The 24,134-nt window shown below is 72.6% G+C and carries 24 protein-coding genes; 12 read left to right on the top strand and 12 right to left on the bottom strand.

Translation table 11 applies throughout. The features are described from left to right. Position 1: 1 nt before the first annotated feature. Positions 2–736, bottom strand: coding sequence for a PP2C family protein-serine/threonine phosphatase (locus K4G59_RS02310; protein WP_231249044.1), 735 nt, complete (start codon positions 734–736; stop codon positions 2–4). A 297-nt stretch (positions 737–1,033) separates the two neighbouring features. On the opposite strand from K4G59_RS02310, the gene K4G59_RS02305 reads away from it, so the two are divergent. After that, complete coding sequence (locus tag K4G59_RS02305; protein WP_231249033.1) at positions 1,034–2,863, top strand: glycoside hydrolase family 13 protein; 1,830 nt, start codon at positions 1,034–1,036, stop codon at positions 2,861–2,863. 11 nt (positions 2,864–2,874) lie between these two features. Then, positions 2,875–4,083 (top strand): DUF4032 domain-containing protein, encoded by a 1,209-nt coding sequence (locus K4G59_RS02300; RefSeq protein ID WP_231249031.1) that lies wholly within the window; start codon positions 2,875–2,877, stop codon positions 4,081–4,083. A 3-nt stretch (positions 4,084–4,086) separates the two neighbouring features. Here K4G59_RS02300 and K4G59_RS02295 read toward each other — a convergent pair whose 3' ends face one another. Then, entirely contained in the window at positions 4,087–5,577 is a 1,491-nt protein-coding gene (locus tag K4G59_RS02295) for a hypothetical protein (protein ID WP_231249029.1), read from the bottom strand. A 171-nt stretch (positions 5,578–5,748) separates the two neighbouring features. Here K4G59_RS02295 and K4G59_RS02290 point away from each other — a divergent pair, with 171 nt between their 5' ends. Then, on the top strand, positions 5,749–6,873 hold the full coding sequence (locus K4G59_RS02290) for an NPCBM/NEW2 domain-containing protein (protein WP_231249027.1): 1,125 nt from the start codon (positions 5,749–5,751) through the stop codon (positions 6,871–6,873). 57 nt (positions 6,874–6,930) lie between these two features. Here K4G59_RS02290 and K4G59_RS02285 read toward each other — a convergent pair whose 3' ends face one another. From K4G59_RS02285 to cysS, 3 genes are read right to left on the bottom strand one after another with little or no spacing between them, the layout of a single operon-like run. Then, positions 6,931–8,436, bottom strand: coding sequence for a metallophosphoesterase (locus K4G59_RS02285; protein WP_231249017.1), 1,506 nt, complete (start codon positions 8,434–8,436; stop codon positions 6,931–6,933). Continuing rightward, the gene (rlmB, locus tag K4G59_RS02280) at positions 8,433–9,392 is read right to left on the bottom strand and encodes a 23S rRNA (guanosine(2251)-2'-O)-methyltransferase RlmB (RefSeq protein WP_231249015.1); all 960 of its coding nucleotides are present in this window, start codon (positions 9,390–9,392) and stop codon (positions 8,433–8,435) included. The genes K4G59_RS02285 and rlmB overlap by 4 nt, the downstream gene beginning before the upstream one ends. Positions 9,393–9,398: 6 nt before the next feature. Beyond that, entirely contained in the window at positions 9,399–10,799 is a 1,401-nt protein-coding gene (cysS, locus tag K4G59_RS02275) for a cysteine--tRNA ligase (protein ID WP_231249012.1), read from the bottom strand. A gap of 114 nt (positions 10,800–10,913) precedes the next feature. Between cysS and K4G59_RS20335 the strand changes: the two genes are divergently transcribed. Further along, a complete protein-coding gene (locus K4G59_RS20335) occupies positions 10,914–12,113 on the top strand; it encodes a C39 family peptidase (protein WP_231249010.1) in 1,200 nt (399 codons plus the stop codon). Between the two features lie 15 nt (positions 12,114–12,128). On the opposite strand, the gene K4G59_RS02265 is transcribed toward K4G59_RS20335, so the two are convergent. Beyond that, positions 12,129–13,646: a molybdopterin-dependent oxidoreductase gene (locus tag K4G59_RS02265; protein ID WP_231249008.1), complete on the bottom strand. Its 1,518-nt coding sequence runs from the start codon at positions 13,644–13,646 to the stop codon at positions 12,129–12,131. Between the two features lie 37 nt (positions 13,647–13,683). Between K4G59_RS02265 and ispF the strand changes: the two genes are divergently transcribed. Next, positions 13,684–14,190: a 2-C-methyl-D-erythritol 2,4-cyclodiphosphate synthase gene (ispF, locus tag K4G59_RS02260; protein ID WP_372461782.1), complete on the top strand. Its 507-nt coding sequence runs from the start codon at positions 13,684–13,686 to the stop codon at positions 14,188–14,190. Continuing rightward, the gene (locus K4G59_RS02255) at positions 14,190–14,873 is read left to right on the top strand and encodes an IspD/TarI family cytidylyltransferase (RefSeq protein WP_231249001.1); all 684 of its coding nucleotides are present in this window, start codon (positions 14,190–14,192) and stop codon (positions 14,871–14,873) included. Before ispF ends, K4G59_RS02255 begins: the two co-directional genes overlap by 1 nt. Here K4G59_RS02255 and K4G59_RS02250 read toward each other — a convergent pair. Together K4G59_RS02250 and K4G59_RS02245 are read right to left on the bottom strand one after the other, a co-directional pair. Continuing rightward, positions 14,854–15,435 carry a 2-C-methyl-D-erythritol 4-phosphate cytidylyltransferase gene (locus tag K4G59_RS02250; protein ID WP_231248997.1) on the bottom strand — a complete coding sequence of 194 codons (582 nt, stop codon included), beginning with the start codon at positions 15,433–15,435 and terminating at the stop codon, positions 14,854–14,856. The two genes, K4G59_RS02255 and K4G59_RS02250, sit on opposite strands and share 20 nt — an antisense overlap. 2 nt (positions 15,436–15,437) lie before the next feature. Beyond that, positions 15,438–15,923 carry a CarD family transcriptional regulator gene (locus K4G59_RS02245; RefSeq protein ID WP_056602200.1) on the bottom strand — a complete coding sequence of 162 codons (486 nt, stop codon included), beginning with the start codon at positions 15,921–15,923 and terminating at the stop codon, positions 15,438–15,440. 157 nt (positions 15,924–16,080) lie between these two features. On the opposite strand from K4G59_RS02245, the gene K4G59_RS02240 reads away from it, so the two are divergent. Genes K4G59_RS02240 through K4G59_RS02230 form a run of 3 tightly spaced genes read left to right on the top strand, consistent with a single transcriptional unit; the run spans position 16,081 to position 18,026 of the window. Continuing rightward, positions 16,081–16,791 carry a UbiA family prenyltransferase gene (locus tag K4G59_RS02240; RefSeq protein ID WP_231248987.1) on the top strand — a complete coding sequence of 237 codons (711 nt, stop codon included), beginning with the start codon at positions 16,081–16,083 and terminating at the stop codon, positions 16,789–16,791. A 21-nt stretch (positions 16,792–16,812) separates the two neighbouring features. Then, positions 16,813–17,286, top strand: coding sequence for a hypothetical protein (locus K4G59_RS02235; RefSeq protein ID WP_231248986.1), 474 nt, complete (start codon positions 16,813–16,815; stop codon positions 17,284–17,286). Then, positions 17,283–18,026 carry a phosphoglyceromutase gene (locus K4G59_RS02230; protein WP_231248984.1) on the top strand — a complete coding sequence of 248 codons (744 nt, stop codon included), beginning with the start codon at positions 17,283–17,285 and terminating at the stop codon, positions 18,024–18,026. Before K4G59_RS02235 ends, K4G59_RS02230 begins: the two co-directional genes overlap by 4 nt. 170 nt (positions 18,027–18,196) lie before the next feature. Here the strand turns inward: K4G59_RS02230 and phoU are convergent, their stop codons facing one another. Continuing rightward, positions 18,197–18,847, bottom strand: coding sequence for a phosphate signaling complex protein PhoU (gene phoU, locus K4G59_RS02225; protein WP_231248982.1), 651 nt, complete (start codon positions 18,845–18,847; stop codon positions 18,197–18,199). A 120-nt stretch (positions 18,848–18,967) separates the two neighbouring features. On the opposite strand from phoU, the gene K4G59_RS02220 reads away from it, so the two are divergent. The 3 genes from K4G59_RS02220 (at position 18,968) to K4G59_RS02210 (ending at position 21,888) form a co-directional block, all read left to right on the top strand. Beyond that, entirely contained in the window at positions 18,968–20,221 is a 1,254-nt protein-coding gene (locus K4G59_RS02220) for a sensor histidine kinase (RefSeq protein ID WP_231248976.1), read from the top strand. Continuing rightward, positions 20,218–20,895: a response regulator gene (locus K4G59_RS02215; protein WP_207083951.1), complete on the top strand. Its 678-nt coding sequence runs from the start codon at positions 20,218–20,220 to the stop codon at positions 20,893–20,895. The genes K4G59_RS02220 and K4G59_RS02215 overlap by 4 nt, the downstream gene beginning before the upstream one ends. A gap of 84 nt (positions 20,896–20,979) precedes the next feature. Then, entirely contained in the window at positions 20,980–21,888 is a 909-nt protein-coding gene (locus tag K4G59_RS02210) for a DMT family transporter (protein ID WP_231248969.1), read from the top strand. Positions 21,889–21,891: 3 nt separating this feature from the next. Here K4G59_RS02210 and K4G59_RS02205 read toward each other — a convergent pair whose 3' ends face one another. The 3 genes from K4G59_RS02205 to K4G59_RS02195 form a co-directional block, all read right to left on the bottom strand. Then, positions 21,892–22,389: a type III secretion system chaperone family protein gene (locus tag K4G59_RS02205; RefSeq protein WP_231248967.1), complete on the bottom strand. Its 498-nt coding sequence runs from the start codon at positions 22,387–22,389 to the stop codon at positions 21,892–21,894. Further along, positions 22,386–23,642, bottom strand: coding sequence for a D-inositol-3-phosphate glycosyltransferase (gene mshA / locus K4G59_RS02200; protein ID WP_231248965.1), 1,257 nt, complete (start codon positions 23,640–23,642; stop codon positions 22,386–22,388). Before mshA ends, K4G59_RS02205 begins: the two co-directional genes overlap by 4 nt. 90 nt (positions 23,643–23,732) lie before the next feature. Further along, a complete protein-coding gene (locus K4G59_RS02195; RefSeq protein ID WP_231248958.1) occupies positions 23,733–24,098 on the bottom strand; it encodes a hypothetical protein in 366 nt (121 codons plus the stop codon). Positions 24,099–24,134 lie beyond the last annotated feature (36 nt).

Raw genomic sequence — 24,134 nt, 5'->3', positions numbered from 1 at the left:
CTCACCCGGCGCTCCCGGTGGTCTCGGGCTCGGTGGCCGGGCCCCCCAGGGTCTCGACGCGCGGAGCCGTCTCGTGGAGCCGTACGACGACTGCGGTCGCGTTGTCGCGCCCGCCCGCCTCGACGGCCGCACCGACCAGCATCTCGGCAGCCTCGCGAGGATCCTTGGCACGACGCCCCAGGATCCGGGCCACCGCGCTGTCGTCCAGCTCGGCCGTGATCCCGTCCGAGCACAGCAGCAGCGTGCCCACCTCCGCGGCCGGGATGAGCGAGTAGTCCACGGGCGCACCGCGCACGGCACCGAGCGCCCGGGTCACGACGTTCCGCTCCGGGTGACCGGCCGCCAGTGAGGGCTCGAGCTCACCGGCGTCGATGAGCTCCTGCACGAGCGAGTGGTCGTGGCTGATCTGCTCGAGGCGGCCCTCGGTCCACGAGTAGATACGGGAGTCACCGATGTTGGCGACCAGCCAGTAGCCGAGGCCTTGTTCGACCACGTGGACTGCGGCGACCAGGGTCGAACCCGGCGCCCCTGCCTCGCCGGTGCCCAGGGCTTCCAGTTCGCGCTGCACCTCGGCGATGCATGCCTCGACCGCGGAGACCCCGACGGCGCCGCTCCGCACAAGGGCGTCGAACCGGCTCACCACGATCGAGCTGGCGACGTCGCCGGCCCGGTGACCGCCCATACCGTCGGCCACGAGGAAGACGGGGGGCGAAGCGAGCCAGCCGTCCTCGTTCACGGTCCGTACAAGACCGGGGTGGGTCGCGGCTCCGAAGTCGAACGCGGCGTCGCGTGCGGGCGCACTCGCCACCCCCCGAGTGACTGCTTGCACGAGTAACCCCCTGTTGGGCTGACGCCCCACACGCCAGCGCGTCAATGATGTGGTCGAACCGTGGATCCGCGCGTGCGGTTTCACACACTTCTCTCGCTGAAACCGGCCTTGGTCGCGCCGTTGGCACCACTCCACTTGGGGGGAGCCGTCGAACGCAATGGGGACCAGTCCCCTCTTCGCCTCCTCTGCGGGATGATGAGGCCCGTGAGCCTCCTCCACCTCCCCCACCACGACGGCTCGCCCCTCTACGTCTCCGACGAGGCACCGGCGCTCGGCGACACAGTGACCGTGCGCGTCCGGACGAGCGCCGGCGACCCGGTGGACGAGATCTGGCTGCGCACGACGTACGACGCGGAGCCCGTCTTCCACCCGACCACCTCCACGACCAGCGGCGACGTGATCTGGTGGGAGGCCCGGCTGCCGGTGCACAACCCCGTCACGCACTACCGCTTCCTCCTCGTCCGTGGCGAGGACCAGGACTGGCTCACCGGCGCCGGTCTGGTCGGCCACGACCTCCCCGACTTCGCCGACTTCCGCCTCACCGCCTTCCCCGAGGCGCCCGACTGGGGTCGCGACGCAGTCGTCTACCAGGTGTTCCCCGACCGCTTCGCCCGCTCGGACGCCGCAGCCGAGCACGCGACCCCGCACTGGGCGGTGCCGGCCGGCTGGGACGACGAGGTGGTCTTCGAGGGCGACGATCCCCGCACCCCGCTCCAGCTCTTCGGCGGCGACCTCGACGGGATCACCGAGCACCTCGACCACGTCGCCGACGTCGGCGCCGACGTCGTCTACACGACCCCGGTCTTCCCCGGCGAGAGCAACCACCGCTACAACGCCACCACCTTCACCAGCGTGGACCCGCTGCTCGGCGGTGACGAGGCGTACGCCCGGCTCAGCACCGCCGTCCACGCGCGGGGCTGGCGGATCCTGGGCGACCTGACCACCAACCACACGGGCGACACCCACGAGTGGTTCATCTCGGCGCGGGCCGACCCCGACGACCCGCACCGGTCGTTCTACTGCTTCGACGACGACGGCTCCTACGCCTGCTGGATGGGCCACGGCACCCTGCCCAAGATCAACCACGCCAACCTCGACGTGCGCCACGCCATGGTCGAGGGCCCCGACTCGGTGGTGGGTCGGTGGCTGCGCCCGCCCTACGACGTCGACGGCTGGCGCATCGACGTGGCCAACATGACCGGCCGGCTCGGCGCCACCGACGTGGCGCACGAGGTCGCGCGAGCGGTGCGCCGGACGGCCCGGACGCTGCGCCCGGACCCGTGGGTCATCGGCGAGCACAACCACGACGCGACCGGCGACGTCGACGGCGACGGCTGGCACGGCACGATGAACTACTCCGGCTTCTCCTGGCCGGTCTGGTCGTGGCTGCGCGACGCGTCCTCCACGGCCCGGCCCTTCGGCCGCCCGGCCGCCGTCGCCCGCCGCGACGGCCCCGCGGTCGTCGACACCTTCCGCGCCTGGCAGGGCACGCTCGGCTGGCGCGCGACCACCGCGAGCTGGAACATCCTCGGCTCGCACGACTCTGCCCGCATCCGCACCGTCGTCGGCGGCGACGCCGGGGTGCACCGGGTCGCGGCGGGCCTGCAGTTCACCCTGCCCGGCGTCCCGATGGTCTTCGCCGGCGACGAGATCGGCCTCGAGGGCGTCAACGGCGAGGACTCCCGCCGCCCGATGCCGTGGCACCGCCGCGACGAGTGGGACACCCGCACCCTGGCGACGTACGCCGACCTGGCCCGGCTGCGGCGCGAGCAGCCGGCGCTGCGGCGCGGCGGGCTGCGCTGGGCCCACGTCGACGCCGACACCATCGCCCACCTCCGCGAGCACCCGGACGGATCGGTGCTCGTCGTCGCCCGCAGGGCCGCGGGGGCCGCCTTCACGCTCCCCGTCGCCGCCTCGCGACACCTCTTCGGCTCGGAGCCGGGTGGGACGGACCTCGCGCCCGGGCCGGACGGCACGCAGGTGCCGGGAGCCGACGGCCCGCGGTGCGACGTGTGGGTCCTCGACACGGAGTAGCGTTCCCTGTCATGGCCATGCGGATCGTCGCCAGCCGGCCCGACCCGGCCATCCTCGGCCTGCCGTGGGACACCCCGCTCGAGGAGTGGCCCGACGACGTCGTGGTGCCCCTGCCGCGCGGCCTCTCGCGCCACGTCGTGCGCATCGTGCGGTTGCGCGAGCGGGTCTACGCGGTCAAGGAGACCCAGGACGACATCGCGTTCCGCGAGTACCGCATGCTGCGCGACCTCCAGAGGCTCGGGCTCCCCGCCGTCGTGCCCCAGGGGGTCGTCACCGGCCGCGAGGACCCGGGGGGCGAGGAGCTGCCCGCAGCGCTGATCACCCGTCACCTGCAGTTCTCCCTGCCCTACCGCAGCCTCTTCAGCCGCGGCATGACCGCCGAGCACGTGCCGACCCTCATCGACGCGATCGTCGTCCTGCTGGTCCGGCTGCACCTCGCGGGCTTCTACTGGGGTGACGTGTCGCTGTCCAACGTGCTGTTCCGCCGCAACGCCGGCGAGTTCGCGGCCTACCTCGTCGACGCCGAGACCGGCGAGCTGCACGAGGAGGTGAGCGACCGGATGCGCGACTACGACATCACCGTGGGTTGCGAGAACATCTTCGCCGAGCTGATGGACCTCAGCGCCAGCGGCGCCGTCCAGCAGCCGATCGACGGGTTCGGCATCATCGAGCTCCTCCGGACCCGCTACGAGGCGCTCTGGGGTGAGCTGACCGGCCTGGAGGAGTTCCGCGCCGATGAGATGTGGCGCATCGAGCGTCGCGTGGAGCGGCTCAACGACCTCGGCTTCGACGTCGACGAGCTCGACATCGTCACCGACCTCGGCGGCGACACCATCCGCATCCAGCCCAAGGTCGTCGACCTGGGCCACCACACCCGCGAGATCCAGTCGCTGACGGGGATGACGGTCGAGGACAACCAGGCCCGCCGTCTGCTCAACGACATCGCGTCCTTCACCGCCCACTACGACCTCGGTCGCGAGGACCGGCACCTGGTCGCGAGCAAGTGGATGCACCAGATCTTCGAGCCGATCATGGCGTTGATCCCGCCCGACGCGACCCGCAAGCTCGAGCCGGCCGAGATCTTCCACGAGATCCTCGAGCACCGGTGGTACCTCTCCGAGCAGGCCGGCGCCGAGGTCGACATCCACGAGACCGCCCGCGACTACATCGAGCGCTTCCTCGCCACCAAGCCCGACGAGGCGATCACCGGCGAGGAGTGAGGCTCACACCGCGACGCGCGGGCCGCGCTCCAGCCACCACGCCGCCGAGCCCCGCACGTCGGCGTGGAGGCTGGCGTCGGCCACGATGTCCGGCAGCACCGGGTGCCCGCCCATGCCGATGCTGTACGTCGCCGCCCGCACCGTGTCGGGGTCCGCCAGTGCCCGGCGAACGACGTCGAGCGGGAGCCGTCCCCCGGACGAGCCGACGATCTGCATCCCGGCGGACCGGAGCACGGGGTCCGGCGACTCGAGCCAGCCGGTCGCCGGTGCGGCGAGGCGACCCGCCAGCGCACCGTGCAGCCGGCGCGCCATCCGGTGACGCAGGCGCTCGTCCGGCTCGGCGTCCACCATCTCGCCGAACCGGTCCCAGAGCGGGTGGGCCAGCGCGGGCAGCGACCCGAGGAGGAGGTAGGCCGTGACGGCGCGGCTCTCCCAGTGCCCGAAGCCGATGTCGAACAGCATCCGCGCGAGCATCGGCTGCTCGCCCACGCCGGCCTCGCCGGCCACCTCGTCGGCGATCGCGACGCACTGCTTCCATTGACGGTTGGCCTCGTTGCGCTCGAACCCCTCGACCTCGGGCGCCGGCGGCAGCGGTCGGGCGGGCCTGCGCGACGCGCTCGCCCACGTCGAGGCGGGCGCCAGCCGGATGAGGTGGGCGATCCACTCCTCGTGCTGGGACCCCGGCTCTGAGACGTCGTACGCATCGACGAGGGCGGGCACGACCGCCGACCAGAACGTGCCTCGCGGACTGATCTCGGCCATGTTCTCCAGCGCGAGCGCACCGCACATGGCGACGTAGGGCCGCTCGGCGCGCAGCAGCCCCAGGCACCACTGGAGGGCGTCAGGGGTCGCGGCCTCGCCCACGGCGCTGAGCAGGTCGCCGAGACCCTGTGCGTGGGGGTGGTCGACCTCGTGACGCGCCGAGCGCAGGACGAGGAAGCCGTAGTCGCTGCACCGGACCTTGGCCAGCGCCTCGTAGCGCGTGGGATAGCCGTGGCCGCACGAGCGGGACAGCTCCTGCACGAGGCGGTCGATGATGCGCTGCGCGAGGGTCGTCGGCAGCCCCACGTTGCCCGGCACCGAGATGGCCCGCGCCCAACGGAGCCACTCGCCGCCCGTCACGTCCTCGGAGCCCTCGAGGCGCTCGGTGAGCTCCGAGAGCACGGAGACGGTGGAGATCGGGGAGCCCGGTCGGGCATCGACGGCGCTCGTCCACGGGAAGGTCCTGGCCAGCACGTCGATCGGAGCGCGCAGGGAGCCCTCCGGGAGTCCGAGCACGCGCTCGTAGCCGTCGACGAGCGACCCGTCGCGCAGCTGACCGGTCTCGGCGCGCGACAGGCGGGCCGGGCTGGTGCCGATGGCCGCGGCCACCGTCTTCATCCGGTTGTCGTCGACCTGCGCCGTGAGGCGCGCCATGCGCAGGGTCCACGCCGTCCGCGCTGCCACGTCGATGGTGCCGCCGTCGAGCGAGGTCCGGTCGTCGACGACAGTCATGCGGGGCTGCTCGGGCACCCGGGGAGCATCTCCCGGAGCGCCGTCGAGCGCTTCACCCCTTCCACGATGTGACGGTAAAGAATTTCAATCGGGGCAAATCGTGAATCCCGGCGCTGGTCGGCCCTCGGACGGTGGAGGATCGCGGGACCACACACGTCACCGGGGGACTCCTTGCGCATCATCTCTGCCCTGCTCACCTGCATCCTCGTCACCAGCGTCTGCTCCAGCACCGCGTCGGTCGCCGCGACCGACGTCGACGGCGCGGCCGAACGCGCCCAGCGCGCGCGCATCTCGCTCACCGCTTCGTCGGAGTACGTCAAGAAGGGCGGCATCGTCACGCTGTCCGGTCGCGTCCGGGGGGTCCGTGGTCGAGTGAAGGTCACGATCTTCCAGAAGACCAAGGGCAAGTCGTCGTGGAACGTCGAGGCGGTCAAGCGCACCTCGCGCAAGGGCCGCTTCGTCCACCGCGAGGACGTGAGGTCGGGCGACCGCACCTATCGCGCCTGCGTGAAGCGTGCGTGCGACAGCGTGCTCGTCAAGATGGGCAAGCCGCCGGCCGTCGACACCGCCGTGGGCATCAGCGGGCTGAGCGCGTCAGCCGTCGAGGCCGGACAGGCCTTCGCCGTCTCCGGCGTCGCCAGCGCGAACCTCAACGGCCGCATGGTCGAGGTCCAGGCCTACGACGGCGCCTCGTCGTCGTGGGGGGCGGTCGGTCGCGCCACCGTCCAGGGCGGCACCTGGTCGGCCCCCACCGCCGTCACCACCGCGGGTCGCTCGGTGCCGCTGCGTGCCGCGTTCCTCGGCGGGGTCGGGCTGCGACCGTCCACCAGTGGCGCGACGAGCGTGACGGTCTTCGGCTGGTACTACCTGTACGACGACCACGTCGCGGATGAGGGCCCGCTGCACCCCGTCGCCGGTGGATGGGCTTCCTCGGGGCCCATCACCCTCAATGCCGCCACCTACACGAAGTCCGTCGGCATGATGCCGTGCCCTGAGTGGAGGTGCGGCACCAACCTTCAGGTCATCGAGCTGAACCTGGGTCGAAGCTGCGTCACTCTCGCCACGACGGCCGGAATCTCAGACAGCGCGAGCGACACGTCGCGCACGTTCAACTTCTCGGCGTCCGGCGACTCGGTCAACCTCTACACGAAGACCGGCATCAAGTACGCCGCCCCCGTTCCGATCACGCTCAACGTCCAGAACGTCTTGAGGCTTCGGCTCGAGGCGCAGCAGCCCACCGGGAGCGTTGACGGCGTTCTCTGGCTCGGCGACGCCCGCGCCCTCTGCGCCTTCTGACGCTGGCCTGACGCACCACCGACTCCCGCCGTGCCGGGCTGAGGACCGTGGGGACCCTCAGCTCGGCACGATCGGGCTCCAGTCGCCGACCACCCACGCCCCGTCGGTCCGCAGCCGCACCCACTGCAGGCCGGTCGGGCGACCGTCGGCGTACGTGATGAGGCTGACGTCGGCGTCGCGCCGGGGCTTGCTGCCCAGCGCGATGGCGTACGCCGCCCCGCCGGTGGTGCCGTTGGTCCAGGTGTAGCCGATGGCGCCGTCGTCGCCGACGACGATCTCCGGACCGTCCTGCACGTGCGTGTGCCCCCCGACGACCAGGTCCACGCAGCCACGGTCGAGCGCCTCGTTGCCGAGGTTGGCGTCGTGGACGAGCACCGTGCTGACCCGCTCACCGTCCTCGGCGGCGGCGCACGCTGCGTCGGCGAGACGATCGCCCATCTCGGCGAAGCTGAGGCCGGACTCGTCACGCCAGTTGCCCAGCCCGCTGCTCCGCGGGTCGTCGACCCCGAGCAGCGTGCCTCCCCACGGCGCGGCGACGACCTCGCCGTCGAGCATCGTCCAGCCCTGGTCGGCGAAGTAGGTGCTGACGAAGGTGCCGTGGTCGTGGTTGCCGGCCACCGCGAAGCGCTCCCAGTCCTCGAAGGCAGCGGTGACCGAGTCGAGGCTGAAGGCCTCCCACGGAGCACCGGTCGAGGTGTCGTCGCCGGCGTTGAGCACGACGGTCGCGCCCACCCGGTCGCCGATCGCGCGGGCGACGCGGTCCATGCCGATGTTGTCGTGGCGGTCGCTCACCAGCACAGCCACGGTCTCGCCCTCCTCGGCGGCGCGCAGGTCGAGATCGGCGGCCCCCTCGGCGGCGGTGGAGTAGAACTCCTTGCTGCGGTCATAGGTGTCGATGGCGCTCAGCACCAAGCGCCTGGACTGGGTGGTGACCGGCCCGGTGCGGACCTCGAGGGCGCGGACCTCCTCGGGCAGCACCACGTCGGGTCCGGCGAGCTCGGCGAGCGTCTGCCACTCCCCCTGGTCCTCCTGCGTCCGCTCACGCGACTCCCACGGCTGCCACACCAGCACCGGCAGGGCCAGGAGCAGGACACCGCCGAAGGCCCCCTGGCGCGTCCGCAGGCCACGGAAGAGCTCACCACGGCGGTGTCGTCCCAGCAGCAGGAAGACCGCCACGGGCAGCAGGCCGACCGCGACGCCCCGCAGCGCGGCGGACACCGCCATGTCGACCACGACCGAGCCGACCTTGTCGATCGGGGCGGTCGGGTCGCCGGCGATGAGGGCGTAGCGCTCGACCAGCTCCTCGATCGAGCCGACCTCGGTCTTGCCGAGCGCCAGCTCGACCCCGACCGGCCCGACGTCGCGGAAACGCAGGTCGGGCAGCAGCGGTCCGGTCTGCACCACCGCGTCTCCGCCCAGCGTCGGGCGTACGACGGTGTCGTGCCCGACCAGCACCACCGTGCGGCTGCTGGTGAGGAACAGCGAGACCGCGACCGCCAGCCCGAGCGTCACGCTCAGGCCGACGAGCGCGAGGCCGACCAGCACCCGGCGCGCGGAGCTCATGTCAGGCGGGCCTGGGAGATGGAGTAGAGGGCCACGGAGGCGGCGACGCCGGCGTTGAGCGACTCCAGCTGGCCGGCCATCGGGATCGACACGATCTGGTCGCACGTCTCCGCGACCAGGCGACCCAGGCCCTTGCCCTCCGAGCCGACGACGACGACGAGGGGGCCCTCGGCCAGCCCGCCGGGTGCGACGAGCTCGGGCAGCGAGAGGTCGCCGTCGGCGGCCAGGCCGACGACCATGCAGCCGGCGTCCTGGTAGGCCTTGAGCTGACGGGTGAGGTTGACGGTCTGGGCCACCGGGATGCGAGCCGCCGCACCGGCGCTGGTCTTCCAGGCCGACGCGGTCATGCCGGCCGCGCGCCGCTCCGGGATGAGCACGCCGTGTGCACCGAAGCCGGCGGCCGAGCGGATCACCGCACCGAGGTTGCGCGGGTCGGTGACCTGGTCGAGCGCGATCACGAGGGCCGGCTCCTTGAGCTCGGCGGCACGCTCGAGCAGGTCGTCGGCGTGGGCGTAGTCGTAGCTCGGCAGCCGGACCGCGAGGCCCTGGTGCACGGCGCCGTTGGTCATCCGGTCCATCTCGTTGCGGGTGACCTCGAGCAGCGTCAGGCCGCGCTCGGCGGCCAGCTTGAAGGCCTCCCGCATCCGGCCGTCGCGCTCGGCGCCCTCGGCGACGTAGATCGCCGAGACCGGCACCCCGGCCTGCAGCAGCTCGACGACCGAGTTGCGGCCCGCGGCCCACTCGGCGTCGGACGACGTACGCCGCTTCGGTCGGGTGTCCTTGGCCTTCTCGGCGCGCTTCGCGGCCTTGTGCGCCTGGTGGTAGGGGCGGTCCTTGGCCTTCGGGGTCGGGCCGCGGCCCTCGAGGCCCCGTCGCACGCGTCCACCGGAGCCGGCAGTGGGGTTGCCCTTGCCGGTCTTCTTGATGGCGCCCTTGCGCTTGGAATTACCTGCCATGACGGGTCACACGCTCCACTTCGGTCCGGTCGGGGTGTCCTCGACCTCGATGCCGGCACTCTTGATCTGGTCTCGGATGGCGTCCGCGCGGGCCCAGTCCTTCGCCTCGCGCGCGGCCGCCCGGTCGGCGAGCAGCCCCTTCACCAGGGCGTCGACGACCTGGGTCAGCCGGTCGTCCGACGACCCGCGCGCCCACGCCTCGTCGGACGGGTCGAGCCCGAGCACGTCGAGCATCGCGATCACCTCGCCGAACTTCTGCGCGAGCTCGCCCGAGGGTCCGTCGGCCAGCAGCCGGTTTCCCTCGCGGACGGAGTCGTGGATGACGGCGACGGCCGCCGGCGTGCCGAGGTCGTCGTCCATCGCTGCCACGAACGCCTCCGGCAGGGCCGCGAACCACTGACCCACGACCGGCGCCGCGCGGTCGAGGAAGTCCTCGATCCGGCGGAAGCCCTTGGCGGCCTCGTCGAGGGCCTCGAAGCTGAACTCCACGTGGCTGCGGTAGTGCGCGGCCACCATGTAGTAGCGCAGCTCGATGCCCCGCACCCGCTCGAGCACCGACGGGACGAGCAGGGAGTTGCCGAGCGACTTGCTCATCTTCTCCCCGGCCGTGGTGATCCAGGCGTTGTGCAGCCAGTAGGACGCGAACGGGCGACCGGCGGCGCGGGACTGGGCCTGCTCGTTCTCGTGGTGCGGGAAGCGCAGGTCGACGCCGCCGCCGTGGATGTCGAAGGCGGGACCGAGGTACTTGCCGGCCATCGCCGAGCACTCGATGTGCCACCCGGGGCGGCCGGGGCCCCACGGGGAGGGCCACGCGGCGGTTGCGGGCTCGCTGTCCACCTTGTGCCCCTTCCACAGGGCGAAGTCGCGGGGGTCACGCTTGCCGCGCGGGTCGGCGTCGCCGGCGGGCTCCATGTCCTCGACCTTCTGCCGCGTCAGCTCGCCGTACGCCGTCCAGCTGCGGACGTCGAAGTAGACGTCGCCGCTGCCGTCCTCGGCGGCGTAGGCGTGGCCGCGGGAGATGAGCTGCTCGACGAGCTCCACGATCTCCGGGACGTGCCCGGTGGCTCCCGGCTCGTAGGTCGGCGGCATCACGTTGATGGCCGCCAGGGCCTTGTCGAGCTCGCGCTTCATCGCGGCGGCGAGGGCGTACCAGTGCACGCCCTGCGCGGCGGACCTGGTCAGGATCTTGTCGTCGATGTCGGTGACGTTGCGGATGAAGTCGACCTCGTAGCCGCTCGCGACGAGCCAGCGACGCAGCACGTCGAAGTTGACCGCCGAGCGCACGTGGCCGACGTGCGGCTCGGACTGCACCGTGAGACCACAGACGTAGATCCCCGCACGGCCCGGGACGAGGGGGACGAAGTCGCGCGTCTCGCGCGCAGCGGTGTCGTGGAGCCTCAGAGTCACCGTCCGAGTCTAGGGCGCGGGGGGCGATCCCCTGACTTCGTCGCCCCCGCGGCCGCGGGAGTGCGATTCGTGTGACTCCTGTGACGCGTGGGTCACGCCGGGTTATCGTCGTGCGTGCTCCGACGTGCTGCCGCCCTCGCCCTTCCCCTCCTCCTCGCCCCCGCGCTGGTCCCGCCGGCAGGCGCCACGGACCGGACCGAGGCCCGCACGCGCGCGACCCCCGAGATCCAGCTGACCTCGTGGAGCAGCTATGCCGAGCTCAAGTCGGGCAAGCGCCGCGGCCTGAAGATGGGCCGCGGGCAGGTCTCGCTCCTGCAGCCGAAGCCGCGCAGGGTGGCCGGTCGCGCTTACGAGGCCGGCACCTGGACCTCGCCCTGGGCGACCACCGGGTTCCCCGCCACCTCGCTCATCCCGTCCTGGGAGGCGACCACGCCCGGCCGGAGCCTGGTCCGCGTCGAGGTGCGCGGGCGCGACGCCGGCGGGCGCACCGGCACGTGGGACACCGTCGCCGACTGGAACCGCACCAACCGTCCCGTCGCCCGCCGCACCTATTCAGGGCAGGCCGACGACCTCGGCGCGGTCAACGCCGACACCTGGCAATCCCCCGGCGGCGTCACGTCGTGGCAGGTGCGGGTGACGCTGATGCGCCCCCGTGGCTCGAGCCTCGCGGTGGGCCTCGAGCGGGTCGGGGCCGTCGCCTCCGCCAACGCCACCGCGCCCCGCCCGACCTCGACGCCCGGCCCCGCGGCCGGCACGGTCCTGCCTGTGCCGACGTACAGCCAGATGGTCCACGAGGGCCACCACCCGCAGTGGGGCGGCGGGGGCGAGGCGTGGTGCTCGCCCACCTCGACCGCGATGGTGCTCGCCCACTACGGCATCTCGCCGCGCCCCGGAGGGATCGCCGCCGGCCACGCCGACGCCGTCGTCGACCACACCGCCAAGATGGTCTACGACCACGGCTACCGCGGCACCGGCAACTGGGCCTTCAACACCGCGTACGCCGCCACGCTGGTGGCCGGCGACTCCTACGTCACCCGGATGCGCGACCTGCGCGAGGCCGAGGACCAGGTCGCCGCCGGTGCGCCGGTCATCATCTCGATCGCCTTCGGCCGCGGTCAGCTCACCGGGGCCCCGATCTCGGCGAGCAACGGCCACCTGCTCGTCGTGGTCGGCTTCGAGGCCGACGGCGACGTCGTGGTGAACGACCCTGCCGGTGCCACCAACGGGGAGGTGCGCCGCGTCTACGACCGCGCGCAGCTCGAGCGGCTCTGGATCGCGGCCTCCGGCGGGACGGCGTACGTCATCGGCAACTGAGACGGTCGAGCGGCGTCAGCCTGCGCTGATCTCGATCGTGTGCAGCCCGGTCGCACCGTCCGGGTCCGGGGCACGCCGCACGCTGCTCTGCGTCTCGCCGTCGAGGCCGATCGCGCGCACGCGCACCTCGTGGTCGCCCTCGGGGACGTCGAGCGTGACCGCCCACTGCACCCACGTGTCCACCGACGGCACCTCGCCGAGCTCGGCGCGCTCCCACGCGCCACCGTCGACCTGCACCTCGACCGCCTCGATGCCGGTGTGCTGGTGCCACGCGACGCCGCCGAAGGTGACCTCGCCGGCCTCGACGTCGTCACCGGACCGCGGCACGTCGATGCGCGAGGCGATCTTCACCGGCCCGAGCGCCGACCAGCCCTTGTCGGTCCAGTAGCCCATGGACTCCGCGAACGTGCTCACCTCGAGGTCGACGACCCACTTCGTCGCCGAGACGTAGCCGTAGAGCCCCGGCACGATGGTGCGCACCGGGAAGCCGTGCTCGATGGGGAGCGGGCGGCCGTTCATCGCCACCGCCAGCATCGCGTCGCGGTCGTCGGTCAGCACCTCGAGCGGGGTGGCGCACGTCCACCCGTCGTGGGAGGTCTGCAGCACGCAGTCGGCGCCCGCGCCCACACCGGCCTCGGCGAGCAGGTCCGCGAGGCGTACGCCGCTCCAGCGGGCGTTGCCGACGAGCCCGCCGCCCACCTCGTTGCTGACGCAGCTGAGCGTGATCCACGACTCCGTGACCTGACGGGCCACGAGCTCGGAGTAGCCCAGCACGAGCTCGCGGTCGACCATGCCGTGGATGCGCAGCGACCAGTCGTCGGGCTCGATCGTGGGCAGCGCGATGGCGGTGTCGATCTGGTAGAAGTCCTCGTTGGGGGTCTGCCACGGCGCGATGCCCGCCACGCCCAGCGACGTCGCCGCGGGGGCAGTGCGCCGGGTGACGCCGGGGATGCGCAACAGCCGGCGGCTCACCTCGACGTGGCGGCGCCCCGCTCCCACGAAGCGGCCCGCGACCGCGATCGCGACCGAGGCCACGGAGATCGCGCCGGCGACCATGAGGAAGACGCGCCGCTCGTGCGACTCCAGGTCCGGACGGCGCTGCTGTCGGCGCAGGGCGTCGACGAGCGCGGAGTGCACGGCGACCCAGGTCATCAGTCCGACCAGCACGGGGAGAGCGTCGACCACGCCTGCGTTGCGCTGCGCCATCACCGCACCGAGGCCGATCCCGGCGAGCACCACCCACACGAGCACCGGTCGCCACCACGAGCCGCGGGCCATCGACCCGGCCCAGGCGAAGCACGCCAGCAGCAGCACGAGGATGCCGACGACCAGGGCCGGCTTGTCGGCCGTGCCGAGGATCGTGATCGCCCGCTCGGCGACCGCGCCCGGGGCGAGCCTGATGACGAGCTCGGCGACCGCCACCACCGGTGACTCGCGGATGGTCAAGACCATCGCCGTGGCATAGCTGGTCGCCAGTCCGGCGAGCCCTGCGAGGACTCCGGCCAGCACCCAGGGCGGACGATGTGTGGTCACCGGACCATTGTTGCGTCCCGCAGGGCATGATGCCGACGTGAGCACCCCCACCCCTGGTCCCACCGGCATCCGCGTCGGCATCGGCACCGACGTGCACCGCCTCGTCGAGGGCGTCCCCATGCACCTCGGCGGGTTGTCGTGGCCGGACGAGCCGGCCGGGCTCGAGGGCCACTCCGACGCCGACGTCGCGGCCCACGCTGCGTGCGACGCCCTCTTCTCCGCCGCCGGGATCGGCGACCTCGGCACCCACTTCGGCACCGCCGAGCCCGAGTGGGCGGGGGCGTCGGGGGCGACGCTGCTCGCCGAGACGGCCCGTCGGGTCCGCGCCGCGGGGTGGCAGGTGGCCAACGTCTCCGTGCAGGTCGTCGGCAACGTCCCCCGCCTCGGCCCGCGGCGCGACGAGGCCGCCGCCGCTCTGACGGCCGCCGTCGGCGCCCCGGTCAGCATCTCGGCCACCACGACCGACGGCCTGGGCCTCACCGGCCGCGGCGAGGGCGTGGCCGCCATCGCGACCGCGCTCGTCACCGGCCCGGTCGACGGCTGATGCCGACCGCCGTCGTCATCCTGGCCGCCGGCTCCGGGACCCGGGTCGGGGCCGAGGTCAACAAGGTGCTGCTACCGCTGCGCGACGTCCCCGTCCTGGTCTGGTCGGTGCACGACGCGCTCGCGCTGCCCGACGTACGTCGTCTCGTGCTCGTCGTGCGCCCGGAGGACCGCACGGCGGTCGCGGAGGCAGTCGCGCCCCACCTCGGTGACCGCGAGGTGGTCGTCGTCGACGGCGGCGCCACCCGACACGCCTCGGAGTGGGCGGCCCTGCAGGTCCTGGCCGACGACATCGACGCCGGCGAGGTGGACGTCGTGGCGATCCACGACGGCGCGCGCCCGCTCGCCGGCACCGATCTGTGGCAGGCGGTGATCGACGCCGCCCGCGAGGTCGGCGGAGCGATCCCGGTGCTCCCGGCGACCCAGCTGCTGCACGCCGACCTGAGCGCCGTCACCGAGGGGGTCGGTGGAGTGCAGACCCCGCAGGCCTTCCGGGCCGACCACGTCCTCGCCGCCTACACCGCGGCGGCCGCGGGCGGCTTCGAGGGCACCGACACCGCGGCCTGCGTGCGGGCCCACCGTCAGGTGGACGTCGCGGCCGTGCCCGGCAGCCCGTTGAACCTGAAGGTCACCTTCCCCGAGGACGTCGCCCTCGCGGTCGAGCTCAGCCCTGCGCGGTCGTGAGGGCGCCGAGCAGGCGTACGTCCTCGAGCGAGGCCACGCGTCGCGCCTCCGGCGGCGCGGTCATCGTCATCACCGGATGACCCGCGGCGGCCAGGTCCGCCACCGCCCGCGCCAGGTCGGTGACCGGCGGACCGGTCAGCCCCGCGACGACACCCGTCGGCACCACCAGCGGTGAGGCGACCGCGAGGAGCGTGTCGCGGTCGAGCGTGTCGCCCACGAGGCCCCCGTCGACCACCTTGACCGTGTCGGTCACCGGGCGTACGCCGACGACCGGGCGCCCGGTGGCCCGTGCCTGGTCCAGGCACGAGGCGATGAAGTCGGGCGGTGTCATCGGGCACAGCGCGTCGTGCAGCACCAGGTCCTCGCCGGACTCCGCGATCGCGGACCAGCCGACGCTGGCGTCGACGAGGTCGACCCCCGACTCGCCCAGTGCCCACGCGGCGCAGGCGACGAGCGCCTCCCCGTGGATCAGGGCGTACGGCAGCGAGCCGCGCCCCTCGTCCAGAACGAGACCGAGGCCCCGGGGAGCTTCGTCCCAGGGGCCTCGGTCTGCGTGGTCCACGCTCAGGAGGCGAGCACCTCGTCGAGCATGGCCTCTGCCTTGTCCTCGTTGGTCTTCTCCGCGAGCGCGAGCTCGGAGACCAGGATCTGCCGCGCCTTGGCCAGCATCCGCTTCTCACCGGCCGAGAGCCCACGGTCACGCTCGCGGCGCCACAGGTCGCGCACGACCTCCGACACCTTCATCACGTCACCGGAGTGCAGCTTCTCGAGATTCGCCTTGTAGCGGCGCGACCAGTTGGTCGGCTCCTCGACGTGGGCTGCCCGCAGCACGTCGAAGACGCGGTCGAGGCCCTCCTTGTCGACGACGTCGCGGACGCCGACGAGGTCGAGGTTGCAGGCCGGCACACGAACGACCAGGTCCTGCTGTGCGACGATCCTGAGGACGAGGTACTGCCGGTCCTCTCCCTTGATCGTCCGCATCTCGATGTCCTCGATGACCGCGGCCCCGTGATTGGGATAGACGACCGTTTCGCCAACGGTGAAAGTCATATGTTCAGTTCCCCTTCCTAGGTGAGCATTCTAACACGGGTCCGCCCGGGTCCCGGACGGCGTTTCCGCAGGTCAGAGGCCACTTCCGGGCTTGACAGATCGGCGGTCCCTGTGGTGCGCCGCGCTCCCGCGGGCGGCCTGGGCCATACTTCGGCCCATGCTCGGTGACCTGTCGGCGCGGCCGGCGCTGCTGCTGGTGCGCGCGGCCCACCCCCGTCAGGCCGTGGCCACCGCGGTCGTCCTCGCGACCGCCGCCGCCGTGGCCGGACGCCCGCTGCGCGAGGTCGGGCTCGTCGCCGCGACCGTGCTCGTGGGCCAGTCCGCGCTGGGGTGGGCCGACGACCTCACCGACCGCCGCAGCGACGAGCGCCACCGGCCCGCCAAGCCCCTCGCCCGCGGCGTGCTCGACCCCGGCACGGTGTGGTTCGCCCTGACGTGCGCGGTGCTCCTGGTGGTGCCCCTCGCAGTGGCCCACGGTCGCCGCGCCGCGGCGGCGTACCTCTCCCTGCTCGCGATCTCCGCCCTCGGGGACCGCCTCCTCCACGGACGGGTGCTGTCGTTCGTGCCGTGGGTGGCCAGCTTCGCGCTTTACCCCGCGTTCCTGGCGTACGGCGGGTGGAACGGCGCGGGCGTCACGACGCCCCCCACGCCGGCCATGGTGGCGCTCGCCGCGGCCCTCGGGCTGGGGGTCCACGTGCTGCTGGCGCTGCCCGGCCTCGTGACCGACCACGAGGCCGGCAAACGGTCCCTCCCGATGGTGCTCGCGCTGCGCCTGGGCACCCCCCGGCTGCTGCTGCTCGCAGGCGTCTTCACGACCGCGGTCGTGGTCGGCATCCTGATCGCAGGGCGGACCGTCGGACTGACCTGAGCCGACGCTAGGCTGTGCGCCATGCAGCTCCGACCCCTCGCGATCGCCGCGGCAGTTCTCGCACTCGCCGCTCCGCTGTCCTCCTGCGGCTTCGACTACGCCACCGAGCGTGACTACACGCCCGGCAGCGGTGCCAACAACCGCGAGGGCGTGGTCGACGTCCTGTCGGCCGTGGTGGTGTCGGGGGCCGACGGCTCCGGCACCTTCGTGGCGTCGCTGTCGAACAACGACATCGACGAGGAGCAGACCTTCACCGGTCTCTCTGCCGGTGACGGCGCGACGGTCGAGGTCACGGAGTTCGAGCCCGTCGAGATCTCTGCGGGTGGCCTGGTCAACCTCGCCGAGCCGCCGGCCGAGATCGTCCTGACCGGCGAGTTCGGCGCCGGCGACGTCGTCCCGCTCGCGGTCGACTTCGGCAGCGGCGAGCGCGTGATGCTCAACGTCCCCGTCGTCTCCGACGACAGCGGCTACTGGGAAGGTCTGGACGCCTCATGACGTACACCCTGGTCCTGCTCCGCCACGGCGAGAGCGACTGGAACGCCAAGAACCTCTTCACCGGCTGGGTCGACGTCGACCTGACCGAGAAGGGCCGCGCCGAGGCGGTGCGCGGCGGCGAGCTCATCAAGGACGCCGGGCTGCTGCCCGACGTCGTGCACACCTCGCTGCAGCGCCGGGCGATCACCACCGCGTGCCTCTCCCTCGACGCCGCCGACCGCCACTGGATCCCGGTCAAGCGGTCGTGGCGGCTCAACGAGCGCCACTACGGCGCGCTGCAGGGCAAGGACAAGAAGCAGACGCTCGAGCAGTACGGCGAGGAGCAGTTCATGCTCTGGCGCCGCTCGTTCGACACCCCGCCGCCGCCGATCGCCGACGACGACGAGTTCTCGCAGGTGGGCGACCCCCGCTACGCCGACCTCGGCGACGAGATGCCCCGCACCGAGTGCCTCGAGGACGTCATCGCACGCTTCCTCCCCTACTGGGACGGCGAGATCGTGCCGGACCTCCAGGCGGGCAGGACCGTCCTGGTCGCCGCGCACGGCAACAGCCTGCGGGCGCTGGTCAAGCACCTCGACGGCGTCTCCGACGAGGACATCGCCGGGCTCAACATCCCCACCGGCATGCCGCTGGTCTACCGCCTCGACGAGGACCTGCGTCCCACCGTCCCCGGCGGCGAGTACCTCGACCCCGAGGCCGCTGCGGCGGCAGCGGCCGCCGTCGCCAACCAGGGTCGCTGAGCGGCGTACGCCGTCCGCGTGAGCGGTGAGCAGCGCAGCTTCTGGACCTCGAGAAGCTGCCTCACTCACCGCTCGGGAGCGGCACCACGGTCGAGCGGTGAGTAAGACACGTCCTGGACGACCAGAACGTGCCTCACGCACCCCTCCGGGCGCTCCGGGAGTGGCGTACGTCAGTCGCGCCCGGGGCGCTCGCCGGTGACGACGAAGACCACCCGGTTGGCCACCGACACCGAGTGGTCGGCGATGCGCTCGTAGTAGCGACCGAGCAGGGCGATGTCGACCGCGGCCTCGACGCCGTGCTTCCAGTCGGTCGAGAGCAGCTCGGTGAAGCTGCGACGCCGCAGCTGGTCCATCACCTCGTCGTCGCGTCCGAGCTCGATCGCGGCGTCCACGTCACGGTCGACGATGATGCCGCGGACCCGACGCACCATGTCCTCAGCGGTCTCGGCCATCCGCTCCATCGTCGGGCGCAGCTCCTCGGGCACGGCCACCGACGGCACGCGCAGCCGGGCGATCTTGGCGACGTGGACCGAGAGGTCGCCCATCCGCTCGAGCTCGCTGACCATCCGCAGCGCGGAGACGATCATCCGCAGGTCGCCGGCGACGGGCTGCTGCAGCGACAGCAGCGCGAAGGCGGTGTCGTCGACCCGCTCGCGGGCGTCGTCGATCGCCTTGTCGTTGCTGATCACCTTGTCGGCGGTGTGGATGTCGCCGGTCATCAGGGCCCGGGTGGCCTCGCGGACCGCGACCTCCACCTGCCCACAGATGTCGGAGAGGTCGGCGAAGATGCCGTCGAGCTGGTCATGGAAGGCCTCACGCATGTGCCCCACCCTAGGCAGCCAAAGCGAACAGCCGTGCGTGGTCGATGAACGGCGCGTGAACACTCGGCGCCCGGCGTCCAGCCGGTCAGGGCGCCCCGGCCGGATGCGTACGATGTGAGCGTGGATCCGACGATGCAGGCTGGTCTGGCCGCGCTGATCGGGGCCATCGTGGCGGGCGGCGCGATGCTCGCCTGGCACATCAGCGACCGCCAGCGCCACACGCTGCCGCAGGTCGAGGAGCCCGTCGTGCAGGCGGGAGTCGCCGCGGTGCTCAGCATCCTGCGCTCCAGCGCGGTCGTCGTCGACGACGCCGACCACGTCCTCAAGGCCTCCGCGCCGGCGTACGCCTTCGGGCTGGTGCGCGGCAACAGCGTCGTGGTCCCCGAGCTGCTCGACATCGTCGCGCAGGTGCGCCGCGACGGGCAGATCCGCGAGAGCGACCTCGACATGCCGGCCGCCGACGGCGGCTTCAACCGCACGCTGACCGCGCGCGTGGCTCCCCTGGGCGCCCGGCTCGTGCTGGCGCTGGTCGAGGACCGCACCCGCGAGAAGCGGGTGGAGGCGGTGCGGCGCGACTTCGTCGCCAACGTCAGCCACGAGCTCAAGACTCCCGTCGGCGCGATCCGGCTGCTGGCCGAGGCCGTCACGGACGCCTCCGACGACCCCGAGGCGGTGCAGCGATTCGCCAACCGCATGCTGACCGAGAGCGACCGGCTCTCCAAGCTCGTCCAGCAGATCATCGAGCTCTCGCGCCTCCAGGGCCACGACCCGCTCGAGACCCCGGTGATGGTCGACCTCGATGCCGCCGTGGCCACCGCCGTCGACACCAGCGCCATGGAGGCCGCGGCGAGGGAGATCGTCGTGGAGTCGCGTGGCGAGCACGGCCTGGAGGTCTACGGCTCGCAGGAGCAGATCGGCGCTGCCATCAGCAACCTGGTCGCCAACGCCGTCGCCTACTCCAACGCCGGCTCGCGCGTCGTGGTCACCACCCGCGCCGAGGGTGCGCAGGCGCACATCTCGGTGGTCGACCAGGGCATCGGCATCCCGGCCGAGGACATCGACCGCATCTTCGAGCGGTTCTACCGCGTCGACCCTGCCCGGCACCGGTCCACCGGCGGCACCGGGCTCGGCCTGTCGATCGTCAAGCACGTCGCCGCCACCCACGGCGGCGACATCTCGGTGTGGTCGGTGCAGGGCCAGGGGTCGACCTTCACGCTCACCCTGCCCCGCAACTCCGAGCCCGTCCAGACCGGTACCGGCACCACCCCGGTCGAGGTCGTCGCACCCGCACAGACCCCACCGCCCGATCTCGTCAGCACGCCTGACGCCCACCACACCACCAGCACCACCCACCGAAGGGACCACCCCGCATGACCCGGGTACTCGTCGTCGAGGACGAAGAGAGCTACAGCGACGCCCTCGCCTACATGCTCCGCAAGGAGGGCTACGAGGTGGCCATCGCCGCCGACGGCAACACCGCCCTGACGGAGTTCGACCGCTTCGGGCCCGACATCGTGCTGCTCGACCTGATGCTGCCCGGCGTGCCGGGCACCGAGGTGTGCCGCCAGATCCGGCAGTCGTCGTCGGTCCCGGTGATCATGGTCAGCGCCAAGGACGACGAGGTCGACAAGGTCGTCGGTCTCGAGCTCGGGGCGGACGACTACGTCACCAAGCCCTACTCCCCCCGCGAGCTCGTCGCCCGGATCCGGGCGGTGCTGCGACGCGGCCAGGAGCCCGAGCTGATGCCCGACACCCTCGAGGCCGGCCCGGTGCGCATGGACGTCGAGCGCCACGTGGTGACCGTCGACGGCACCGAGCAGCGCCTGCCGCTCAAGGAGTTCGAGCTCCTGGAGATGTTCCTGCGCAACCCCGGACGGGTGCTCACCCGAGGACAGCTCATCGACCGGGTCTGGGGATCCGACTACGTCGGCGACACCAAGACCCTCGACGTGCACGTCAAGCGGCTGCGCGCCAAGCTGGAGCCCGACCCGGGCGAGCCGAAGTACCTCGTGACCGTGCGCGGGCTCGGCTACAAATTGGATCTCTGAGCCCGTGTGAGGACCGGCGGGAAGTCGGCGTACGACGTCCGGAATCCGCTGGCGGTCCGTCATGACCGAACCTAGCCTTGACCCGTGACCACGACGACCTCCCCCGCCGCTCCCGCCACCACGGCCCCCGCGCCCTGGCTGCCGATCACGGCAGGCGCGATCACCCTGGTGATGTGGGCCTCGGCGTTCGTCGTCATCCGTCACGTCGCGCACGACGTGAGCCCCGGAGCCCTCGGCGCCGGCCGCCTGCTCGTGGCGGCGCTGGTCGTCGCGCCGCTGGTGCTGCGCCGGGGCTGGGTGCGCCCGAACGGCCGCGAGTGGGCGCTGCTGGCCCTGGGCGGCGTCGGCTGGTTCGGCGTCTACAACCTGGCCCTCAACGCCGGCGAGCGCCACGTCGACGCCGGCACCGCGGCGATGATCATCCAGATCGGGCCGGTCATCGTCGCGCTCCTGGCGGTGCCGCTCTTCGGTGAGCGCCTGCACGCCTGGCTGCTCGCCGGCATGGTGGTGGGCTTCGCCGGGGTGGCCGTCATCGCCCGGGGGTCCTCGACCGACGCCGACGCGAGCCTGCTCGGCGTCGGGCTGGTGCTCGTCGCCGCCGCGATGTACGCCGTCGGCGTGCTGACCCAGAAGGTCCTGCTGCGGCGACTCCCGTCGGTCCAGGTCGTCTTCGTCTCGTTCCTCACCGGCTCGCTGATCTGCCTGCCCTTCTCCGGCGACCTCCCGGGGATCGTCGCCGACGGAGGCGCGGAGCTGTGGTGGATCGTCTACCTCGGGGTCCTGCCGACCGCGGTCGCCTTCACGACGTGGGCCTACGCCCTCACCCACACCGACGCGGGCGCCCTGTCGCTGACCACGTTCCTCGTCCCGGGGATCGCCACGCTGGTCGCGTGGCTGACGATCGACGAGGTGCCGCCGTCGCTGACCTTCCTCGGTGGCGCGCTGGCGATCGTCGGGGTGCTGATGACCCGGCGGAGGCCGCGGCAGGGATGACGCTCAGGCCTCGAGCCAGCCGCGGAAGGCCTCGAGGTTGCGGGTCGACTCGCCCCGCGAGGTCCGCCAGTCCCACTCCTTGCGGATCGAGGTGGCGAAGCCGAGCTCGAGGATGGCGTTGAACGACTCGTCGGCGTTGGCCAGCACCGAGCCGAGGACCCGGTCGAGCTCACCGGGCTCGACCGCGGACAGCGGAAGACGCGCCTCGAGGTAGATGTCGCCGGCGTGGTCCACGGCGAACGAGACGGCGTACATCCGCAGGTTGCGCTCGAGCAGCCAGCGGTAGACGCGGGCATGGTTCTCGTCGGGGTTGCGGCACACGAAGGCGTGCACGCCGAGCGCGTGGGCGCCGACGTCGAGCCGGACGGGGGTCTGCAGCTTCTTCTCCCCGGGCAGGGTCAGCGAGAAGCTCGCCCCCTCCACTCCCTCGCGGGCGCGCTCCTCGTGCTCGATCTCGTTGTCGGCGAGGTAGGCGCGGACGACGTCGGCGGCGCTGGTCATGACACCATCTCAGCACGCATGCGACTGCCCGCCCGCTCGTAGGCGAGCAGGGTGCGCTCGGCGGTGTGCTCCCAGGAGAACTCCTGGGCGTGCGCGACGGCCCCGCGCCCGAGGCGCTCGACCAGGCCCGGGTCGTCGATCAGCCGGCGCAGGCTCGCCGCCCAGTCGCGCGGCTCGTGGGTCTCGACGAGCAGGCCGCTGACGCCGTCGCGCACGACGGTGGTGAGGCCCCCGACCGCGGCCGCGACGACGGGCGTCCCGGTCGCCTGCGCCTCGACGGCGACGAGGCCGAACGACTCGTTGTACGACGGCACGGCGACGGCCGTCGCCGCCGACGACCAGACCGCCAGCTCACGCTGGGTGACCGGCGGGACGAAGCGGACCACGTCGGCGATGCCGAGGTCGGCGGCCAGGTCGGCCAGCGCCGTGGGGTGCTCGAGGCCGGACCCCGAGGGTCCGCCCACGACGGGTACGACGAGCCGGTGCCGCAGCGACGGGTCCTGCTCGAGCAGCACGCCGACGGCGCGCAGCAGCACGTCGGGTGCCTTCAGCGGCTGGATGCGGCCGGCGAAGAGCAGCACGACGGCGTCCGCGGGGAGGCCGAGCTCACGGCGCGCCTCGGCGCGGCCCCGCGGGACGAAGACCGAGAGGTCCACGCCGGGGTGGATCACCTCGACGGCGTCGGGGCTGGCGCCGTAGAGGTCCACCAGCTGCTGCGCCTCGGTGTCGGTGTTGGCCACGAGGAGGTCCGCAGCCTCCACCACCTGCTCCTCGCCGATGACCCGCGAGAGCGGCTCGGGGTTGTCGCCGGCGGCCAGCGCAGTGTTCTTCACCTTCGCCATGGTGTGCATGGAGTGCACGAGCGGCACGTTCCACCGGTCGCGGGCGAGCGCGCCCACCTGACCGGAGAGCCAGTAGTGCGAGTGGACCGCGTCGTAGTGCCCGAGCGGCTGGATCGCCTCGGTGCGCAGCACCTCGCGGGCGAAGGTGCACAGCTGGCCGGGAAGCTCACCCTTGGTGAGCCCCTCGAAGGGACCGGCGGCGACGTGGCGCACCAGCACCCCGTCGGCCGCCTCGACGACCTGCGGCAAGGAGGACGAGGTGGCGCGCGTGAACACGTCGACGTCGATGCCTTGCGCGGCGAGGCGCCGCGACAGCTCGATGACGTAGACGTTCATCCCGCCCGCGTCGCCCGTCCCCGGTTGGTCCAGCGGTGAGGTGTGCAGGCTGATCATCGCCACGCGCTCGCCCACGCTGTCTCCTTCGTCGAGGTCCGGGCCCGGTCCGGGCACCTCCGGCACAACCACGACGGACCGCCGGGGATTCCCGGGGTGACCCGTGCCTCAGCGCGAGTGCGCGCCACCCGACGTACGGTCGCCGCCGCGGCGCCGCACGAGCGCGATGCCGCCCAGCAGCGCGGCCACGATCCCCCAGCCGCCGTCGTACCACGGGCTGTCGGGTGGCCGGAACGCCTCGACCACCGACAGCGCCAGCAGGGCGCTCGCCAGGCCCACCAGCACGCGCATCCCGACGGCGTCGCTCTTGACCAGCCCCGAGCCGAAGAGGCCGGCCGCAGCCAGCACGAGAGCCAGGCCGAGGAAGTGGAGCGTGCCGGGAAGGGGGTCGCTTCCACCGCCGAGCAGCGCGTGGAGGATCCACAGCACGCCGCCCAGGAGCGCGAGGGAAGCCGAGAGCTTCGCGGGGGGCATCCCGAGAGTGTGCCACGGCCCCGGAGCCGTCGTCGT

The organism is Nocardioides furvisabuli (genome assembly GCF_021083185.1).
GTDB classification, from domain to species: Bacteria; Actinomycetota; Actinomycetes; order Propionibacteriales; family Nocardioidaceae; genus Nocardioides; species Nocardioides furvisabuli.
The sequence above is the reverse complement of the archived record's forward strand: the minus strand, read 5'-3'. Positions and strand labels throughout refer to the sequence as shown.

What these genes read in the sequence shown, in the direction of transcription:
- K4G59_RS02285 (WP_231249017.1), bottom strand. Translation starts at nt 8,436, where the DNA reads ATGAGCTCCGCGCGCCGGGTGCTGGTCGGCCTCGCGCTCGTCGGCCTG.
- K4G59_RS02215 (WP_207083951.1), top strand. Translation starts at nt 20,218, where the DNA reads ATGACCCGGGTACTCGTCGTCGAGGACGAAGAGAGCTACAGCGACGCC.
- K4G59_RS02300 (WP_231249031.1), top strand. Translation starts at nt 2,875, where the DNA reads ATGGCCATGCGGATCGTCGCCAGCCGGCCCGACCCGGCCATCCTCGGC.
- K4G59_RS02255 (WP_231249001.1), top strand. Translation starts at nt 14,190, where the DNA reads ATGCCGACCGCCGTCGTCATCCTGGCCGCCGGCTCCGGGACCCGGGTC.
- K4G59_RS02195 (WP_231248958.1), bottom strand. Translation starts at nt 24,098, where the DNA reads ATGCCCCCCGCGAAGCTCTCGGCTTCCCTCGCGCTCCTGGGCGGCGTG.
- K4G59_RS02240 (WP_231248987.1), top strand. Translation starts at nt 16,081, where the DNA reads ATGCTCGGTGACCTGTCGGCGCGGCCGGCGCTGCTGCTGGTGCGCGCG.
- phoU (WP_231248982.1), bottom strand. Translation starts at nt 18,847, where the DNA reads ATGCGTGAGGCCTTCCATGACCAGCTCGACGGCATCTTCGCCGACCTC.
- K4G59_RS02235 (WP_231248986.1), top strand. Translation starts at nt 16,813, where the DNA reads ATGCAGCTCCGACCCCTCGCGATCGCCGCGGCAGTTCTCGCACTCGCC.
- K4G59_RS02245 (WP_056602200.1), bottom strand. Translation starts at nt 15,923, where the DNA reads ATGACTTTCACCGTTGGCGAAACGGTCGTCTATCCCAATCACGGGGCC.
- K4G59_RS02205 (WP_231248967.1), bottom strand. Translation starts at nt 22,389, where the DNA reads ATGACCAGCGCCGCCGACGTCGTCCGCGCCTACCTCGCCGACAACGAG.
- K4G59_RS02295 (WP_231249029.1), bottom strand. Translation starts at nt 5,577, where the DNA reads ATGACTGTCGTCGACGACCGGACCTCGCTCGACGGCGGCACCATCGAC.
- rlmB (WP_231249015.1), bottom strand. Translation starts at nt 9,392, where the DNA reads ATGGCAGGTAATTCCAAGCGCAAGGGCGCCATCAAGAAGACCGGCAAG.
- K4G59_RS02230 (WP_231248984.1), top strand. Translation starts at nt 17,283, where the DNA reads ATGACGTACACCCTGGTCCTGCTCCGCCACGGCGAGAGCGACTGGAAC.